The organism is Sphingomonas rustica, assembly GCF_039652585.1.
Classification (GTDB): Bacteria; Pseudomonadota; Alphaproteobacteria; order Sphingomonadales; family Sphingomonadaceae; genus Sphingomonas; species Sphingomonas rustica.
In genome coordinates, this window is record NZ_JBDIZK010000020.1 from 1 (window position 1) to 15,490 (window position 15,490).

17 protein-coding genes are annotated in these 15,490 nt (G+C 65.4%); 11 read left to right on the plus strand and 6 right to left on the minus strand.

All coding sequences use genetic code 11. The annotated features are described in order from the left end of the window. Positions 1–456: 456 nt before the first annotated feature. Positions 457–603 carry a hypothetical protein gene (locus tag TPR58_RS22125; RefSeq protein WP_346248950.1) on the minus strand — a complete coding sequence of 49 codons (147 nt, stop codon included), beginning with the start codon at positions 601–603 and terminating at the stop codon, positions 457–459. Between the two features lie 69 nt (positions 604–672). Here TPR58_RS22125 and TPR58_RS22130 point away from each other — a divergent pair, with 69 nt between their 5' ends. Next, entirely contained in the window at positions 673–1,296 is a 624-nt protein-coding gene (locus TPR58_RS22130; RefSeq protein WP_346248951.1) for a hypothetical protein, read from the plus strand. Between the two features lie 211 nt (positions 1,297–1,507). Here TPR58_RS22130 and TPR58_RS22135 read toward each other — a convergent pair whose 3' ends face one another. The 3 genes from TPR58_RS22135 to TPR58_RS22145 all read right to left on the minus strand — a co-directional run bounded on the left by TPR58_RS22135 (position 1,508) and on the right by TPR58_RS22145 (position 2,828). Next, complete coding sequence (locus TPR58_RS22135; RefSeq protein ID WP_346248952.1) at positions 1,508–1,810, minus strand: hypothetical protein; 303 nt, start codon at positions 1,808–1,810, stop codon at positions 1,508–1,510. A 36-nt stretch (positions 1,811–1,846) separates the two neighbouring features. Continuing rightward, entirely contained in the window at positions 1,847–2,029 is a 183-nt protein-coding gene (locus TPR58_RS22140) for a hypothetical protein (RefSeq protein ID WP_346248953.1), read from the minus strand. A 220-nt stretch (positions 2,030–2,249) separates the two neighbouring features. Continuing rightward, complete coding sequence (locus TPR58_RS22145; RefSeq protein ID WP_346248954.1) at positions 2,250–2,828, minus strand: hypothetical protein; 579 nt, start codon at positions 2,826–2,828, stop codon at positions 2,250–2,252. 261 nt (positions 2,829–3,089) lie between these two features. Here TPR58_RS22145 and TPR58_RS22150 point away from each other — a divergent pair, with 261 nt between their 5' ends. Then, positions 3,090–3,362 (plus strand): hypothetical protein, encoded by a 273-nt coding sequence (locus tag TPR58_RS22150; protein WP_346248955.1) that lies wholly within the window; start codon positions 3,090–3,092, stop codon positions 3,360–3,362. A gap of 8 nt (positions 3,363–3,370) precedes the next feature. Here TPR58_RS22150 and TPR58_RS22155 read toward each other — a convergent pair whose 3' ends face one another. Beyond that, positions 3,371–3,751 (minus strand): hypothetical protein, encoded by a 381-nt coding sequence (locus tag TPR58_RS22155; RefSeq protein ID WP_346248956.1) that lies wholly within the window; start codon positions 3,749–3,751, stop codon positions 3,371–3,373. A gap of 273 nt (positions 3,752–4,024) precedes the next feature. Between TPR58_RS22155 and TPR58_RS22160 the strand changes: the two genes are divergently transcribed. Then, complete coding sequence (locus tag TPR58_RS22160) at positions 4,025–4,228, plus strand: hypothetical protein (RefSeq protein ID WP_346248957.1); 204 nt, start codon at positions 4,025–4,027, stop codon at positions 4,226–4,228. A gap of 96 nt (positions 4,229–4,324) precedes the next feature. Next, positions 4,325–4,483, plus strand: coding sequence for a hypothetical protein (locus TPR58_RS22165; protein ID WP_346248958.1), 159 nt, complete (start codon positions 4,325–4,327; stop codon positions 4,481–4,483). Positions 4,484–4,622: 139 nt separating this feature from the next. Here the strand turns inward: TPR58_RS22165 and TPR58_RS22170 are convergent, their stop codons facing one another. Continuing rightward, the gene (locus tag TPR58_RS22170) at positions 4,623–7,085 is read right to left on the minus strand and encodes a TonB-dependent receptor plug domain-containing protein (RefSeq protein WP_346248959.1); all 2,463 of its coding nucleotides are present in this window, start codon (positions 7,083–7,085) and stop codon (positions 4,623–4,625) included. Positions 7,086–7,337: 252 nt separating this feature from the next. Between TPR58_RS22170 and TPR58_RS22175 the strand changes: the two genes are divergently transcribed. The 7 genes from TPR58_RS22175 to TPR58_RS22205 all read left to right on the plus strand — a co-directional run bounded on the left by TPR58_RS22175 (position 7,338) and on the right by TPR58_RS22205 (position 15,419). Beyond that, positions 7,338–10,181: a class I SAM-dependent DNA methyltransferase gene (locus TPR58_RS22175; RefSeq protein ID WP_346248960.1), complete on the plus strand. Its 2,844-nt coding sequence runs from the start codon at positions 7,338–7,340 to the stop codon at positions 10,179–10,181. Continuing rightward, positions 10,178–11,233, plus strand: a complete 1,056-nt coding sequence (locus tag TPR58_RS22180) for an endonuclease NucS domain-containing protein (RefSeq protein WP_346248961.1) — start codon at positions 10,178–10,180, stop codon at positions 11,231–11,233. Before TPR58_RS22175 ends, TPR58_RS22180 begins: the two co-directional genes overlap by 4 nt. Then, entirely contained in the window at positions 11,230–11,433 is a 204-nt protein-coding gene (locus TPR58_RS22185) for a hypothetical protein (protein ID WP_346248962.1), read from the plus strand. The genes TPR58_RS22180 and TPR58_RS22185 overlap by 4 nt, the downstream gene beginning before the upstream one ends. Before the next feature lie 100 nt (positions 11,434–11,533). Then, positions 11,534–11,815: a type II toxin-antitoxin system RelB/DinJ family antitoxin gene (locus TPR58_RS22190; RefSeq protein WP_346248963.1), complete on the plus strand. Its 282-nt coding sequence runs from the start codon at positions 11,534–11,536 to the stop codon at positions 11,813–11,815. Beyond that, complete coding sequence (locus tag TPR58_RS22195) at positions 11,805–12,122, plus strand: type II toxin-antitoxin system YafQ family toxin (RefSeq protein ID WP_346248964.1); 318 nt, start codon at positions 11,805–11,807, stop codon at positions 12,120–12,122. Before TPR58_RS22190 ends, TPR58_RS22195 begins: the two co-directional genes overlap by 11 nt. Further along, positions 12,119–14,194 (plus strand): DEAD/DEAH box helicase, encoded by a 2,076-nt coding sequence (locus TPR58_RS22200; RefSeq protein WP_346248965.1) that lies wholly within the window; start codon positions 12,119–12,121, stop codon positions 14,192–14,194. Before TPR58_RS22195 ends, TPR58_RS22200 begins: the two co-directional genes overlap by 4 nt. Next, positions 14,187–15,419: a GIY-YIG nuclease family protein gene (locus tag TPR58_RS22205; protein ID WP_346248966.1), complete on the plus strand. Its 1,233-nt coding sequence runs from the start codon at positions 14,187–14,189 to the stop codon at positions 15,417–15,419. Before TPR58_RS22200 ends, TPR58_RS22205 begins: the two co-directional genes overlap by 8 nt. Positions 15,420–15,490 lie beyond the last annotated feature (71 nt).

Here is a 15,490-nt window from a genome sequence, read left to right on the forward strand (position 1 = left end):
GCGCCGCCCGCCAGTAGCTGGTCGAGAAGCTCGTTCGGGATCGCAGGCTCTTTGCGTCGGGACATAGGGGATCTCCTTCCTAACCATTATGCCCGCCCGCACACGGAAATCCTGACAGGCCCCCCTCACCGACAGCTTGACTGTGGAGTTAGCCTGACTGCCCCCTCACGCATCCTAGTCCCAAAGTTCATCGTCCCCGGAGAACTCCAGCAGCATCTCCGCCCGCGTGGCCAGCAATGGCGCAAGCGTCGCCTGGTCCTCCGGCGTGCCCAACCAAAAGTCCGCCATGTCCTCACCGACGGCCCATCGCCAGGCCGCAACCTTCTACCGGGTGGCGGTGTCGCGCAGCCCCCCGCGCGGATGACGTTCCGGACCGCAGCCTACATAATCATTGGGCAGGTCGCCCGAGATCGCCCACCACCCGGCCGACCCCGGATACTGCACACTCTCGATCGCTCACAGCGCGACATAGGGCCAGACATGCCAGGCCGGCCACTCGCCCGCTTCGCCCTGCGCCACGCCCTGCCCGCGCAAATAAGCGATCACGCCCGCCCGCTGGCTCGCGCACCAGCGTTCCTCTTCGGCGTCGTCCGGATCATCCATGAACCCACCCTGCGCCGGACCGCGCACCGCCGGCAAGCGGCAATGACCACCTCGTGCTACACCGCCCCTATGAAGATTCGCCCCGCCCCCGCCGCCGCCCTGCTCCTCGCCCTGACCGCGCTCCTCCCTGCCCCCGCCGCGGCGCAGCCCGCGCTCCGGCGCGCGGCGGACGAGCCCGCCACCGCCTTCGCCGCGCGCGTGCTGGGCCAGCCCGAGGACGAGCTCCAGGTCGTCGAGACCGTCTGGAACGGCACGCCCGCGGTCTTTGCCGACCATCTGGTCCGGCAAATCACCGACAAGGGCTATAAAATCGAAACCCGCAGGATCGTCCTGCTCTCGCGCAGCGCCGATGGCAGCTGGCGCCGCATCGCGGTGACCGATGCCGAGGAGGAAGGCGGCACTGCCGAGGTCGCGGCGATCGGCTTCGCCAATGCCGACCGCGACGCCGACCGCGAGCTGATCGTGCTGCTGAAATGGCCCCAGGTCCATTACGACTATGGCGGCGCCTTCTACGAAGTCCGCCTGTTCGACACCCCGCGCCCCGGCCAGGCGGCGCTGACCTACCTGGCGGGCCCCAGCAGGATCTTCGGCGGCATCGGCTGCGAATGCAGCCGCCGCGACGGCAGCGCCACGACCTTCCGCTTCAAGACGATCGCGCTGATCAAGCGCGAGCTGACGCGGCGCGGATACTGATCAGGCGTCACCCGCGCCAGGCAATCGCCCCGCGCACCGACGCTCCGGGATGGAGGACGGGTGGACCCCGGCATTCCAGCCGGGGTGACGGCCGTTTTGAGGCAACCACTCCCCGTCATGCCGGCCGAAGTGCCAGCATCCACCGCGCGGCACATCCAGCAGGTCAGGCTCCTGCGCACTCAGCCGGTCAAGGCCACGACCCGCCCGCCGCTCAGCGCTCGCTGTCATTCCCGGTAAATCCCACCGGCCCCGCATTGCTGCGCCTGAGCGCCTCGAGCACGCAGTTGCCCGGCCCTGCGGCAGCAGACCGATCGAACCGAAGCGCGATGGCATTGCCGTCCCGCACCAGCCACCGCCGCCGCGCCTTGCACCGGTCGGAGATCGCATCCAGCGCGCCTCGGCTCAGCAGCACCTGCGCTGGCGCCTCCGCCTCGGGCGCGGCCTCGGGCGCCCGCCCGGCATCTTGCGCCGCGGCAGGCGCAGCGATCAGCATCGCCGCCAGAACCACCATCACCCGCACACCCATCTCCCGATCGCGCCTGCCCCCTGTTCAGCGCGACCTTTGCGGCAAATCGATCTTCACCACATGCGCCTCGTTCGGCGCGAACAGCAGCAGCGCCGCGCAGCACGCACCAATCCCCGCCCAGACATAGCGCTTCTCCCGCAGGTCAAGCACCACGCGGACGATGCAATAGATCGTCGCGATCAGGCCCGCAGCCATCCACCAGGTCATGCCAACCACCGCCATGTCGATATAGAACCATGCCCCGTGCCGCGCGCCAAGGCGAAAGATGCGACCGCGGGCGCCCCCGGCCCCGGCCAGCGAGCGGGGTGGCTGATCCCGATCCCCTCCCCGTCACGCCGGCCGAAGTGCCGGAATCCACCGCGCGGCACATTCCGCATCTCCGGCGCTGGCACGGTCGGGCAGTCAAGGAGCGCGATCCGCCACCCGTTCAGCGCACTGCCCTGGCAAGTGCCCGGATCGACCTCGCCGCCTCGGTGCTGTCGTACGTACCCAGGCTTTCGGGATCGACGCGCCAGCCCGTGCGGTCGCCCAGCAGGATGATCGCGGTGCGGAACGTGGGGCTGGACGGGGCAGCGCCGCTGACCTCGTAGAGCAACCCGATCCGCCGCGTGGACCCCGCCGAGGGCAAGGCACCCGCATCGACAAGCTCGAGGCAGCTATAGGTATCGGTTTCACCAGCGCCGATCGTCTCCAGATGCTGCCCGCCGATGCGCACGCCGCACAGGCTGTCGCTCAGCCCGAATTTGGCAAGTATCCTCCATCCGCGCAGCGTCACCCGGCTTCCGTCGTCGAAGCGGATCCGCCTGGCCGGGCCATCGGGGATTTTGGGATCGCCATGATGATTTTCGGGAATGTCGATGGCCGGAAAGGTGAAGGTGGCGGGCGCGGACGATGGCTGCGCGCGCATCTCGTTGCCCGTCTCCCGCGGCGGGCCTTCCGGCGCGCCGCACCCGGCAAGCGCCAGCGCCACCGCCGGAACCACGAACGCGATCGGACGCCAGGTCACCGCACCGCCCTTCCGCGCTCACGGGGCGCCAGCCTGGCGTAAACGCTTCTCATTGCACCATCATGGTCGCCGTCCTGATCATCCTTGCCGTCATGGCGGAGCGACGCTGGCCAAATCCTCCAGGCCCGCAAGGCGCTCAATGAAACGCCCGCCGATGCACTTGGGCAGCCACACATCCATAGTGGCGACAATTTATGCATCCGTCGCCACCGCCACCGCACGCCCTTTCCGCCCGCGCACCCGCGTACGACCTTCGCCACCATGAACGACTATAGTTGCTGGTTCTGTGCCGAGAACATCGACCGCGCCGATACCGGTGCGGTGATGATCGTCGTCGAGAGCCTGTGGGACTGGGACGACGGGAGCCGCAGCGACGCGTGGCAGAGCGTCTATGCCCATTCGCACTGCGCCAAGGAGCGGCTGAAGAGGGCCACGGATGAGCATCGAGCCGCATATCTTCGGCAAGCGGGACTGAAGGACAAGCGTGAAGGGATAGGAACGCGCCGCCTGGCGATCTGGCACCACAGCGCCTGACGGAATCGTCAGTCCTGTCCCTTCACCTTCGCCGTCGCAGGGAAGCCAGTGAACGCACCGCGTTTACAGGATCCAGCGTCCCAACGCGCAATTTCGCTTGAGCCCACCTGCATCCTTACCTCGCTGAAATACGTGCCCGTTTCACGTATATAGCGCATATTCCAGAACACACCGTCGGCGTCACGATCCTCGAACACAAGCTCCGTTGAAATTACCCGAGCCAACGGTTTGATCAACTTGCAGTCCTGCTCGCAGAACCTGCCCGACTTCAGGTCCACGCGAATTACGTTCAGGAAAGGATGCACCTCTCCCTTGAACGTCGTCTGCCCCGTGCAGATCAGATTAAACGCAAGCAGCCCCTGCACCGCCACCGAAGAAAACGCGACCATCTATTCCCCTTTGCTGACAACGCCCGCGTCGACGCTTACATCATATCCTATTGCATGCACGCCTCCACCCAAGCTGCTCCGGAATGGAGATGATTGGCCGTATCGACCGATCATCGGAATGACCCGCGCGACATACCACTCGAACCGAGTTCCAGCTCGCCGAACGCCGGCTCTGAGCCCGTCAGGGGGAGTTGGACGCGCGCCAAGGTTGGACGGGTTGGCGCCCAAGGGAGGCCGGGCGCGCGAGTGGATCAATTAAATGGTCGACCAGGCATGCGCCTGCTGCTCGCCTCGGCGCTGCTGGCCGGCTGCACCGCCGCTGCACCCGCCCCGTCCGACCTGCCCGCCCAGATCCAGTTCGCGACCGGCGTCTGCGGCGGCACCTGCCCGGCATGGGAAGCAAGCCTGACCGATCACGGCGGCATCTTCACGGGCGGACAGTTCGCGCAGGTCCAGGGCGAGCGCCGCTCGCCCTGATGCCCGCGCGCTACCGCGAGATCGCCGAGGCTCTCGCCCCGCGGCGAACGCACGCTCTACGCCGGGCAACCGGGCTGCGAGCGCGCCATTACCGACATGCGAGCGATCGAGGTCCGCTGGGACGACCGCGACCAATTGTCCTTCTACACCGGCTGCCACGGCGCGGAAAATGCGCCCATCCACGCCGCGCTGACCAGGGCGGAAGGACTGATCCCGGTGGCAGCGCTGGTCGGCGGTACGGGCGCGGCGGACTGATGTCACGCTGGCAGCGGCGCCCCGGCTGTGCCCACTCCCCGTCATGCCGGCCGAAGTGCCGGCATCCACCGGTCGGCACATCCGGCGGCTCAGGCTCTCGCGCAATCCGCCGCGCAACGCCTCGCCCCGCACGCCCCCCTCACTCGAACCGCTTGCTCAGCATCACCCCGATCGACCGCGGGGTCGTCGGATTATTATACGGATCATAGCCCAGCACCGCATCGACCACTTGCGACGGACGCTGGTTGAACAGGTTCGCGACGACCAGCTGGACCTCGCTGTTCCTGAACGCAGGCGCCGACGACAGCCGCCCCAGGTCCACGCCCAGAAACGCCGACACGGTCGTGAACGCCCCGACCCTGCGCGGCGTCCGGCCCGGCCGGTTGTCGGTAAAGCCGTCGACATAATTCACCACCGTCCCGCCCGAAACCCCGCCGCGTCCCCACATCAGCGTTCCGTTCAGCCGCAGGTCGGACGGCTGCGCATAGCCGTCCAGCCGCGACACCGCCGCCCCGCCCGGCGCCTTCAGCGTCAGGCCCAGGATATACTGCCCGGTCGCGTGCAGCGACACGTCGCCGCCCAGCATCCGGCCGCGATAATTCAGGTCCAGGTCGATCCCGTCGGTCGTCTCGATGCCGAAATTCTGCGGCCGGATGTCCGCGATCGCCTGCACCTGCGCCAGCAGCGTCGCCGGGATCTGGCTATAGCTGGAATAGAGCGCATCCTCCAGCGACGGGATGTCGGCGGTGAACCAGCGCGACACCGTCGGATTGCGCACGACCCGCTCGATCTGCGCCGCGCTCGGGCTGTCGATGTTGAACACCTGGAGCGCGGGCGAGGTCACGCTGTCATCCTGCGACGGCGTGACGATCCGCCCGGTGATCCGGATCCGGTAATAGCCCGCCTTGACCGTCAGCCCCGGGATCATCACCGGGGTCAGGTCGATGCCCGCGGTCACCGTATCCGCCTTCTGCGTCCGCAAATCGGGATTGGCGCCCGACCGGAACATCACGATCGCATTGCCCGCGGGCAGCGCCGCATTCTGATCGCCCGGCTTCAGGAACGCATAGGGATAGTTCCAGAACGACACCTGCTCCGCGATGCCGATCGTATCGCGGAATCGCGGCGTCAGGAACGACCGCGCCCAGGTGCCGCGCAGCGCGATCGACCGGTCCACCTGCCAGCGCATCCCGACCTTGGGGGCAAAGGCGTGGTCGAACCCCAGATCCTCGTAGCGCGACGCCGCCGACAGCGTCAGCGAGCGGACGAGGGGAATGTCCTGCTCCGGCGCGACCAGCGGCACGTTGACCTCGCCGAACACCGACTTCGTCCGGCGCGTGCCGCCGTTCAGGTTGAAGAAGATCTTCGCATCGGTGCGCAGCGCCTCTTCGCGGTACTGGACGCCGCCCGCGACGATCACCGGCCCGGCCGGAAGCGACGCCAGCCGTGTCTGCCCGCTCAGCTCCGCCGCGAACAGGCTGTTGCGATAAGTGTAGCGCGTCCGCGGCACCGTATAGGGCGGCGGCCCGGAGAACAAATGGCTCGACGACCGGTTGTGGCCATAGTCGATGTTCAGGTCGACCGACGTCTCGCCCTCGCCCTGCCAATGGACGTTGCCGTTGACCGAATGGCCGATCGTCCGCGCCCGGTACAGCCGGTTGAACGACAACAGGTCCGGGTAGTTGCGCAGCGCGTCGCGGTCGCGCTGGAACCGCGACGCATCGACCGAGACGGTGACATTGCCCACCTCCTGGCGAATGCCGGCATAGAAGCCGCTGATCTGCTCCTCGGGAAGCTGGGTGATCTGGAGCCGGGTTCCGCTGACCAGGATCGGATCCTCGATATAGGGCGATCGTTTCTGGACCATCGCCATCGCATAGACGCTGCCGCTGCCCCAGCTGTGCCCGGCCAGCGCGCTGGCCTCCCAATTCTTCGACCCCGTCTGCGTCGCGGTCGCCCCGCGCGCGCGCAGCTCGATTCCGTCCTTCGGCTTGCGCGTCACGATGTTGACGACGCCCGCGACCGCATCGGCGCCATAGGTCGCCGACGCCCCATCGGAGATGATGTCGATCCGCTCGATCAGCGCGGAGGGGATCACCGAAACCGTCGGCGCCTCGATCATCCCGACCGACGCCATCCGCCGCCCGTTGAGCAGCGTCAGCGTCGCGTCCGACGCCAGCCCGCGCAGCGCGAACCCGGCAAATCCGTCATATTGATTATAGGTGGTGCCCGACCCCAGCCCGGTGCCGATGCTCGACGCCGACGACCCGAAATCGCTCAGGTCGCCGGTGAAATTCTGCGGGATGGTCAGCATATATTCGCTGACCGAACTCGCCCCCGACCGCGCAAGGTCCGCCTTGCCATAGGTGAACACGGGACTGGCGACATATTCGCGCGGCAGGCCCCGGATCAGCGATCCCGTGACCAGGATATCGTTGCCGGTGGTCTCGGCAGGGTCGGCAGGTTGGGCAGGTTCACCATCGCCCCCCCGATCCTGCGCGACGCCCTCTCGTCCCTCGCCCCCGACCGAGCCCGCCGCCGGCACCGACCCCGCATCCTGCGCCATCGCCGGCGACCCGATCCCCGCCAACACCCCAGCCACGACGAACCCGCCGCCCACCCAGTTTCGCAATGCAACCCCCGCTTATGATATACTATATCATATCGTACGGTGGCGAGCTTGCAAGGGGAAACCTGGGCGGGTCGGGGGATCGTCGCGCCGGATCACCGCGACACCCCTGAACATGTCCGAAGAACGCGCCCATATCCCCCATGACGAACCCCGCTTCCTTATCTAAGGTCGCCGGAATCACCGGCGCCATCGCCCGCGCCGGCCACCGGGACTGCGTGACGAATGAATGCCGTAGAAATCGAAGAAGCCGTTTCCGACCTGGTGCTCCAGCCGTTCGACGCGGCCGAATTCCCCTTTCAGTTCCTCCAGGCCTTCGGTGCGAAGGACACCACGCTCAAGCGGCTGCGCAAGGGCGATTCCAACGCCTCCGACGTCCCCGGCGCCGTGCTCCAACGGGCCAACATCCACATCGCCGTCGCCCCCGCGGGTCAGGTGAGCGCGACCCTCGCCGCGCTGCGTGCCAGCCCGAAGACCGCGGCCGCCAAGGCAAAGTTCCTGCTCGCCACCGATGGCGACATGGTCGAGGCCGAGGATCTGGTCTCCGGCGATGCGGTCGCCTGCGCCTTTGCCGATCTGCCGCGCCACTTCGCGATGTTCCTGCCGCTGGCCGGCATTTCGACGGTCAAGGAGATCAAGAACAACCCGATCGACGTCAAGGCAACCGGCCGGCTCAACCGCCTCTATGTCGAGCTGCTGAAGGACAATCCCGACTGGGCGACCGAGGATCGCCGCCACGAACTCAACCAGTTCATGGCACGGCTGATCTTCTGCTTCTTCGCCGAGGATACCGGCATCTTCCGCGACAATCAGTTCACCGCGACCGTCGATCAGATGAGCCATGCCGGCCATGGCAGCGGCCCGGATCAATGGGGCAATACCCACCTCGTCCTGGCCGAACTGTTCCGCGCGATGGACACCCCCGTCACCCATGACGGCAATCTCGACGACCGGTACCGCAAGGCCGCGGCCATCCGCCCCTATGCCGATGTCTTCCCCTATGTGAATGGCGGCCTGTTCACCGGCGTCACCGAATGCCCGCGCTTCAGCCGTACCGCCCGCGCCTACCTCCTGCGCGCCGGCGAGCTCGACTGGAAGGAGATCAACCCCGACATCTTCGGATCGATGATCCAGGCGGTCGCCGACGATGGCGAACGCGGCGAGCTGGGCATGCACTATACCAGCGTGCCCAACATCCTGAAGGTCCTCAACCCGCTGTTCCTCGACGACCTGCGCGACCAGCTGGAGGGCGCGGGCGACAGCAAGGCGAAACTGCGCACCCTGCGCCGCCGCCTCGCGCGGATCCGCCTGTTCGACCCCGCCTGCGGATCGGGCAATTTCCTGGTGATCGCGTACAAGGAAATGCGCGGTATCGAGGCACAGATCGTCACCCGCCTGGGCGGCGAAGCCAACCTAAAGCTCGACGAACGCCGCAGCGTCATCCCCTTGAGCAACTTCTACGGCATCGAGATCAAGGGCTTCGCGGCAGAGATCGCCCGCCTCGCCTTGCTGATCGCCGAGTTCCAGGCCGATTGCCTCTACCTCAGCCAGCAGGAGGCCCGCGCGATGGTGCTGCCGCTGCACAAGACGGGGCAGATTACGGTGGGGAATGCGTTGCGTTTGGATTGGTTGGAGGTTTGTCCGCCGGTCGGGGCGGAGATGGTGGCGGAGGAGGATCTGGCCGGGCCGACGGGGCGGCTGGCGCTGGACGTGAACGGGCTGGAGGGTGGCCGGGAGGCGGAAACGTATATCTGCGGCAACCCGCCGTATAAAGGCGGAACGGAGCAAAACGAGCAGCAAAAGTCGGATTCAGAATTTTTACTTTCTTCTATGACCGACTCTTGGAAATCGCTTGATTACGTTTCGGGCTGGTTCGTAAAGTTTGCGATATACAACCGACTCGCCGCATCATCGTGCGCTTTTGTTACCACCAATTCGATCACTCAAGGCGAGCAGGTAGCCCGGCTTTGGCCTATGATAACCTCAGGCGGCCTCACTATTTCGTTTGCTCACACCAGCTTCAAGTGGAGAAATCTTGCATCGCATAATGCTGGGGTGACCGTCGTGGTCATTGGACTGGCAAGGCCCTCCGCGAATCGCCCCGTAATCTACTATAACGAGCAACGCGATGGCTTCGCTCGTCGAGAAGTAGCTAACATCAACGCATACCTAGTTCCGTATGCGGACGTGCTGGTTGACGCGCAGACCGATCCCATCTCGGCCATCGGACCTATGATAAATGGGAACAAGCCGGCTGACGGCGGCCACCTGATAATGGACAGTACGCAAGCGGATTTGTTACGCGCGGAGAGCGTAGAAGCAAAGGATTTCGTCCGTCCATTTGTAGGTGCCGCTGACACTATCCAGGGAAAAACTCGTTACTGTATATGGATCCGCCCCGACGAAAGTAGGCGTGCGCTGTCAATCTATGGAATCGCCAAAAGAGTTACTGAAGTAGGCGCATTCCGGTCGGCGAGTACGAAGCCGTTGACGAAAGCAGGCGCTCAGACTCCCTATCTTTTTCAACAGGTTCGCCAGGTTGGCGATGAAGTGATTGTACTTGTCCCCCGCCATTCCTCTGAAGCACGGCCATACCTACCGGTAAGTCTTCAGCCCCGAGGGTCCGTGGTGGCAGACGGTGCTTTCGCTTTACTTAATCGTGACATTTGGAACCTATCTTTGCTTTGCTCTAAGCTGCACCTGACGTGGATCGGTGCGGTCTGCGGTAGGATCAAGACCGACTACCGCTACTCAAGTACCCTCGGCTGGAACACCTTCCCCGTCCCCAAGCTCACCGAACAAGACAAGGCCGACCTCACCCGCACCGCCGAGAATATCCTGCTCGCCCGCGAAGCCCATTTCCCCGCGACCATCGCCGATCTCTACGATCCCGATGCGATGCCCGACGACCTGCGCCGCGCGCATGACGAGAATGACGAGGTGCTGGAGCGCATCTATATCGGCCGCCGCTTCCGCAACGATACCGAACGGCTGGAGAAGCTGTTCGACCTCTACACGAAGATGACTGCCGACCAGCCCAAGGCGAAGAAAGGCAGGAAGGTCGCATGACCCGCCTGTTCCGCATTGCTGAAAACGGGCTGGTGGAAAGCCGTCGCAAGCCGCTCGATCTCGAAAGCCGGATCGAGGACTGGGTCGCGTCCGACCTCAGCCTGATCGGCGTCGATGGCATCATCATCGGGCGACAGGTGGCGACCGACCATGGCAAGCGGATCGACCTGCTCGCGATGGACGAGGACGGCAATCTGATCATCGTCGAATTGAAGCGAGACCGATCCCCGCGCGATATCGTCGGACAGGTGCTCGACTATGCGTCCTGGGTCCGCCACCTGACGACGAAGGACGTTCACGAACTGGCGCGCGCCGCGACCGGACGATCGCTGCCCGATCTCTACCGCGACCGCTATGCCAAGGCCGTGCCGGAAACCCTCAACGCCTCGCATCAGATGATCGTGGTGGCCAGCGAGGTCGACGAAGCGACCAAGCGGATCATCGAATATCTGTCCGAAGAACATGATGTCGGCATCAACGCCAGCTTCTTCAACATCTTCGGCGCCGAGGGTCATGAATGGCTGACCACCGAAAGCCTGTTGGATCAGGAGGAGGTCAAGGATCGCGCCGTCAAAAAGGCGCGCGCACCCTGGTCCGGCCTCTACTATGTCACCGGGGGCGCCGAGGAGGATCGGCCGTGGGAAGAATTGCGCCAGCACGGTTTCTTCACGGCCGATGGTGGCCGTCACTATACCAATCAGCTCGACCGGCTCGAGATCGGCGCACCGATCTTCTACTATCAGAAAAAGACCGGCTATCTCGGCTATGGCCGCGTCACGACCGAGAAGACGCTGGCGTCCGAGTTCGTGCTGGCGGACGGACGAAAACTGATCGAGGTGCTGCCGACGCGTTACCTGACGCAGTTCGCGGATGATCCCGATCGCGCCGCCTATGTGGTCGGCGTCGATTGGCGGCGCACCTTCGGCCGGGCAGATGCGAAGACGTATCAAGGCATCTTTGCGAACCAGGCGATCGCCTGCAAAATCTATGATCCGCAAACCGCCGATTTTCTGCGGGAACAGTTCGGCCTGCGTCTGGGGGAGGACCAATGAGTCAGTTCGAACCGGGCGGCGACGCCAAGGCGATTTCTCGCATCGCGACCGCCAAATATGGTGGCTTCGCCGGCATGTTCGAGGCGCATGGCTGGGCAGAACGCGGACGCGAAATGATGCGGAAGGTGCAGACGCGCGTACGGGATCATTACGGCTCGGTCGCTGCGTTCGTCGATCACCATGAACAGGCAGGCAAGTAGTCGAAGCGTGCCGCCGAAGCGGGCACCCGGGGTCCGACCATCCGCTTGAACCCCCGCGCCCGATCCATTATGTATCGCAATTGAGATACAGGAGGCAATGATGGCGACGTCCATGCTCCACGTGCGGATGGATGACAAGTTGAAGGCCGATGCGACGGCGGCGCTCGATGCGATCGGGCTGTCGACGGCGGATGCGGTGCGGCTGCTGTTCCATCGCATCGTCGCCGAGCAGGCCTTTCCGCTGGAGCTGAAGGTGCCCAATGCGGACACGCGGGCAGCAATGGAAGAGTCGCGCCAGATGATGGAAGACATCAAGGCCGGGCGCGCGCAGCCCTTCGAGAACGCCGAAGACATGTTGGCCAGCCTCCAGCGTGGCGAGTAAGCGCGCGCGCCATCCGCGCGCCGGCAGCTATCGCAAATCCTTCACCAAGGATTGGGAGCGACTGGATCGATCCGGCCGATACGATATGCGGCTGTTCAAATCGGTCATCCTGCTGCTGATCGCCAACGACGGGCCGCTCGGCCCCGAATGGAAGGATCATCCGCTCAAGGGCGAATGGTCCGGCTACCGCCACTGTCACATCGACGGCGGCTTGCTGCTGATCTACCAGATTGACGACGCTGCCGGTAAAAGCGGCACCGTCGATTTCGTCCGCGCCGGCACCCATAGCGAGCTGTTCAACGAATGACCGAAACCCGCCCCATCCCCGCCGTCCGCCTGGTCACCGCCCACACCGGCGCCTCGTCCAGCGCCAACGAACTCGGCATGCGCCCGATGCAGGCGCGCGCCTATGCGCACCGCGGCGAGCAATATCTGCTGATCAAATCGCCGCCGGCCTCGGGCAAGTCGCGCGCACTCATGTTCATCGCGCTCGACAAGCTCGCCAATCAGGGCGTGCGCCAGGCGATCATCGTCGTTCCCGAACGATCGATCGGCGGCAGCTTCGCCGACGAACCGCTGTCCGCCCACGGCTTCTGGGCCGACTGGACGGTGAAGCCGCACTGGAACCTGTGCAACACGCCGGGCGCGGACGATGTGAAGGTGGCGAAGTCCAAGGTGAAGGCGGTCGGCGAATTCCTGGCCGGCGACGATCGCGTGCTGGTGTGCACCCACGCCACCTTCCGCTTTGCGGTGGACGAGCTGGGGATCGAGGCGTTCGACGACCGGCTGATCGCGGTCGACGAGTTCCACCATGTCTCCGCCAATCCCGACAATCGCCTGGGCGCGCAGCTGGGCCAGCTGATCGCGCGCGACCGGGTGCATCTGGTCGCGATGACCGGCAGCTATTTTCGCGGTGATGCCGCCGCGGTGCTGAGCCCGGAGGACGAGGCGAAGTTCGTCACCGTCACCTACACCTATTACGAACAGCTCAACGGCTATCGCTACCTCAAGACGCTCGACATCGCCTACAGCTTCTACACCGGCCGCTATGTCGACAAGATCGTCGACCTGCTCGATCCGGGCACGAAGACGATCGTCCATATCCCCAGCGTCAACAGCCGCGAAAGCACCAAGGACAAGCATCGCGAGGTCGAGGAGATCATGGATCACCTCGGCAGCTGGAAGGGAACCGATCCGGACACCGGCTTCCACCTGATCGAGACGGCCGCCGGCACGACGATCAAGGTCGCCGACCTGGTCGACGACGATCCCGCCAGGCGCGACCGCGTCGCCGCCGCACTCAAGAGTCCGCAGGCGCGCACCGACCGCGACCATGTCGACATCATCATCGCGCTGGGCATGGCGAAGGAGGGGTTCGACTGGATCTGGTGCGAACATGCGCTGACCGTCGGCTATCGCTCCAGCCTGACCGAGATCATCCAGATCATCGGCCGCGCCACCCGCGATGCGCCGGGCAAGACCGTCGCCCGCTTCACCAACCTGATCGCCGAACCGGCCGCCGCCGACGATGTGGTGGCGGAGGCAGTCAACGACACGCTGAAGGCGATCGCGGCCAGCCTGTTGATGGAACAGGTGCTCGCCCCGCGCTTCGACTTCACGCCCAAGGATGCCGGGCCGAAGGAGGGGTTCGATTACGGTCCCGATGGCTATCAGCAGGGCCGCACCAATGTCGGCTTCAACGAGGAACGCGGCCAGTTCCATTTCGAGCTGAAGGACCTGATCCTGCCCAGCTCGACCGAGGCGAAGCGGATCTGTGCCGAGGACATCAACGAGGTGCTGACCAGCTTCATCCAGGACAGGCAGGCGATCGAGCGCGGCCTGTTCGATCCCGAGGTGGTGCCCGAGGAACTGACCCAGGTTCGCATGGGCAGGATCGTGCGCGATCGCTATCCCGAGTTGAGCGAGACCGACCAGGAAGCGATCCGCCAGCACGCCATCGCCGCGCTGAACGTCACGCAGCAGGCCGCGAAGATCGTCACCGAAAGCGCGACCGAGGATGCCGGCGGCGAGTTGAAGGCCAATACCTCGTTCGTCGACGGCGTGCGCAAGTTCATGAATGTGCGCGACCTCGACATCGACCTGATCGACCGGATCAATCCGTTCGAGGCCGCCTATGCGATCCTGGCGCGGGCGATGAACGAGAATACGCTGCGCCAGGTCCAGGCGGCGATCTCCGCGCGCAAGACGACGCTGAGCGAAGAGGAGGCGCGTGCCTATGCGATGCGTGCGCTCCAGTGGAAGCGCGAGCGCGGGCGTGCGCCCGAGGCGACGTCGCAGGATCCCTGGGAGCGCCAACTGGCCGAGGGCGTGGCAGCCTTCGCCCGCTACCGCGCAAAGGCGGCCGCCGCCAATGGCTGACATGACCGACGACGAACTGCTGGCCGAACTGGGCGTAGACCTGACGCCCAAGAAGGTCCGCGCCCGCACCCCGCGTGAGGAGCGCGTCATCGCGGGGTTCGAGGATATCGTGAAGTTCCGCGAGGAGCATGGCCGCGCACCCCGGCATGGCGAGGATCGCGACATCTTCGAACGCCTCTATGCCGTGCGGCTCGATCGCCTGCGCGCGCTCACCGAGTATCACGCGCTGCTCGCCGAATTCGATCGCTACGGCCTGCTGGCGGCGTCCGCGGATGACGCACCGGCCGAACAACTCGACGACGATGCGCTGCTGGCGGAACTCGGCATCGACGATGGCGCCGCGGAGGATATCACCCGGCTGCGCAACGTGCGCTCCAGCGAGGAACGCAAGGCCGCGGAGGAGATCGCCAGCGCCAAACGCTGCGAGGACTTCGCCACCTTCAAGCCGCTGTTCGACCGGGTCGAGGCCGACCTGGCATCGGGCGCGCGCACCAGCCGCCCGTTCGTCCGCGACCTCGGCCTGTCCAAGGCCGAGATCCTGCCCGGCGAATTCTTCATCCTGGCGGGCCAGATCGCCTATGTCGCGGAGGTCGGTGAGCCGATCAAGGCACCGAACGGGGAGACCGACGCCCGGCTGCGCGTGATCTATTCCAACGGCACCGAAAGCGACCTGCTGCTCCGCTCGCTCCAGCGCGCGCTGTACAAGGACGAAGGCGGCCGCCGCATCAGCGAACCCAGCGCCGGCCCGCTGTTCGCGGAAACCCGCGCCCCCTATACCGTACCCGACCCGGAGCCGGTGGACGAGCCCGAACAGCTCGCCAGCGGCACGCTCTACGTCCTGCGCAGCCGGTCGGATCACCCGACCGTGGCCGCGCACCGCGACCTGGTCCACAAGATCGGCATCACCGGCGGATCGGTCGAGGCGCGCGTCGCCGCTGCCCGCGACGACGCCACTTTCCTGCTGGCCGATGTCGACATCATCGCGACCTACAAGCTCTACGACATCCCCAGCCGCACCCGCCTGGAAAGCCTGATCCACCGCGTGCTCGACCGGGTGCGTTTCGACGCCCAGATCCCCGACCGCTTCGGCAAGCTGGTCCGCCCCCGCGAATGGTTCATGGTCCCCCTCCCGATCATCGACGAGATCGTCCAGCGCATCGGCGACGGAACGCTGCAGGGGATGGTCTACGATCCGAAAAAGGCGGCGCTGGTTTCGCAGGAGTAAGGGGCGCGGCGTCTAACCGCAGCGCTACCAACCTCCTTCTCCCCCTGTGGGAGAAGGAAGGGGCCCGCTCG

Bases quoted from the DNA above. Each gene is read 5' to 3' on its own strand.
- TPR58_RS22155 (WP_346248956.1), bottom strand. From the start codon at position 3,751: ATGGTCGCGTTTTCTTCGGTGGCGGTGCAGGGGCTGCTTGCGTTTAAT.
- TPR58_RS22200 (WP_346248965.1), top strand. From the start codon at position 12,119: ATGACCGAAACCCGCCCCATCCCCGCCGTCCGCCTGGTCACCGCCCAC.
- TPR58_RS22175 (WP_346248960.1), top strand. From the start codon at position 7,338: ATGAATGCCGTAGAAATCGAAGAAGCCGTTTCCGACCTGGTGCTCCAG.
- TPR58_RS22125 (WP_346248950.1), bottom strand. From the start codon at position 603: ATGGATGATCCGGACGACGCCGAAGAGGAACGCTGGTGCGCGAGCCAG.
- TPR58_RS22130 (WP_346248951.1), top strand. From the start codon at position 673: ATGAAGATTCGCCCCGCCCCCGCCGCCGCCCTGCTCCTCGCCCTGACC.
- TPR58_RS22160 (WP_346248957.1), top strand. From the start codon at position 4,025: ATGCGCCTGCTGCTCGCCTCGGCGCTGCTGGCCGGCTGCACCGCCGCT.
- TPR58_RS22205 (WP_346248966.1), top strand. From the start codon at position 14,187: ATGGCTGACATGACCGACGACGAACTGCTGGCCGAACTGGGCGTAGAC.
- TPR58_RS22150 (WP_346248955.1), top strand. From the start codon at position 3,090: ATGAACGACTATAGTTGCTGGTTCTGTGCCGAGAACATCGACCGCGCC.
- TPR58_RS22190 (WP_346248963.1), top strand. From the start codon at position 11,534: ATGGCGACGTCCATGCTCCACGTGCGGATGGATGACAAGTTGAAGGCC.
- TPR58_RS22165 (WP_346248958.1), top strand. From the start codon at position 4,325: ATGCGAGCGATCGAGGTCCGCTGGGACGACCGCGACCAATTGTCCTTC.
- TPR58_RS22185 (WP_346248962.1), top strand. From the start codon at position 11,230: ATGAGTCAGTTCGAACCGGGCGGCGACGCCAAGGCGATTTCTCGCATC.
- TPR58_RS22140 (WP_346248953.1), bottom strand. From the start codon at position 2,029: ATGACCTGGTGGATGGCTGCGGGCCTGATCGCGACGATCTATTGCATC.
- TPR58_RS22180 (WP_346248961.1), top strand. From the start codon at position 10,178: ATGACCCGCCTGTTCCGCATTGCTGAAAACGGGCTGGTGGAAAGCCGT.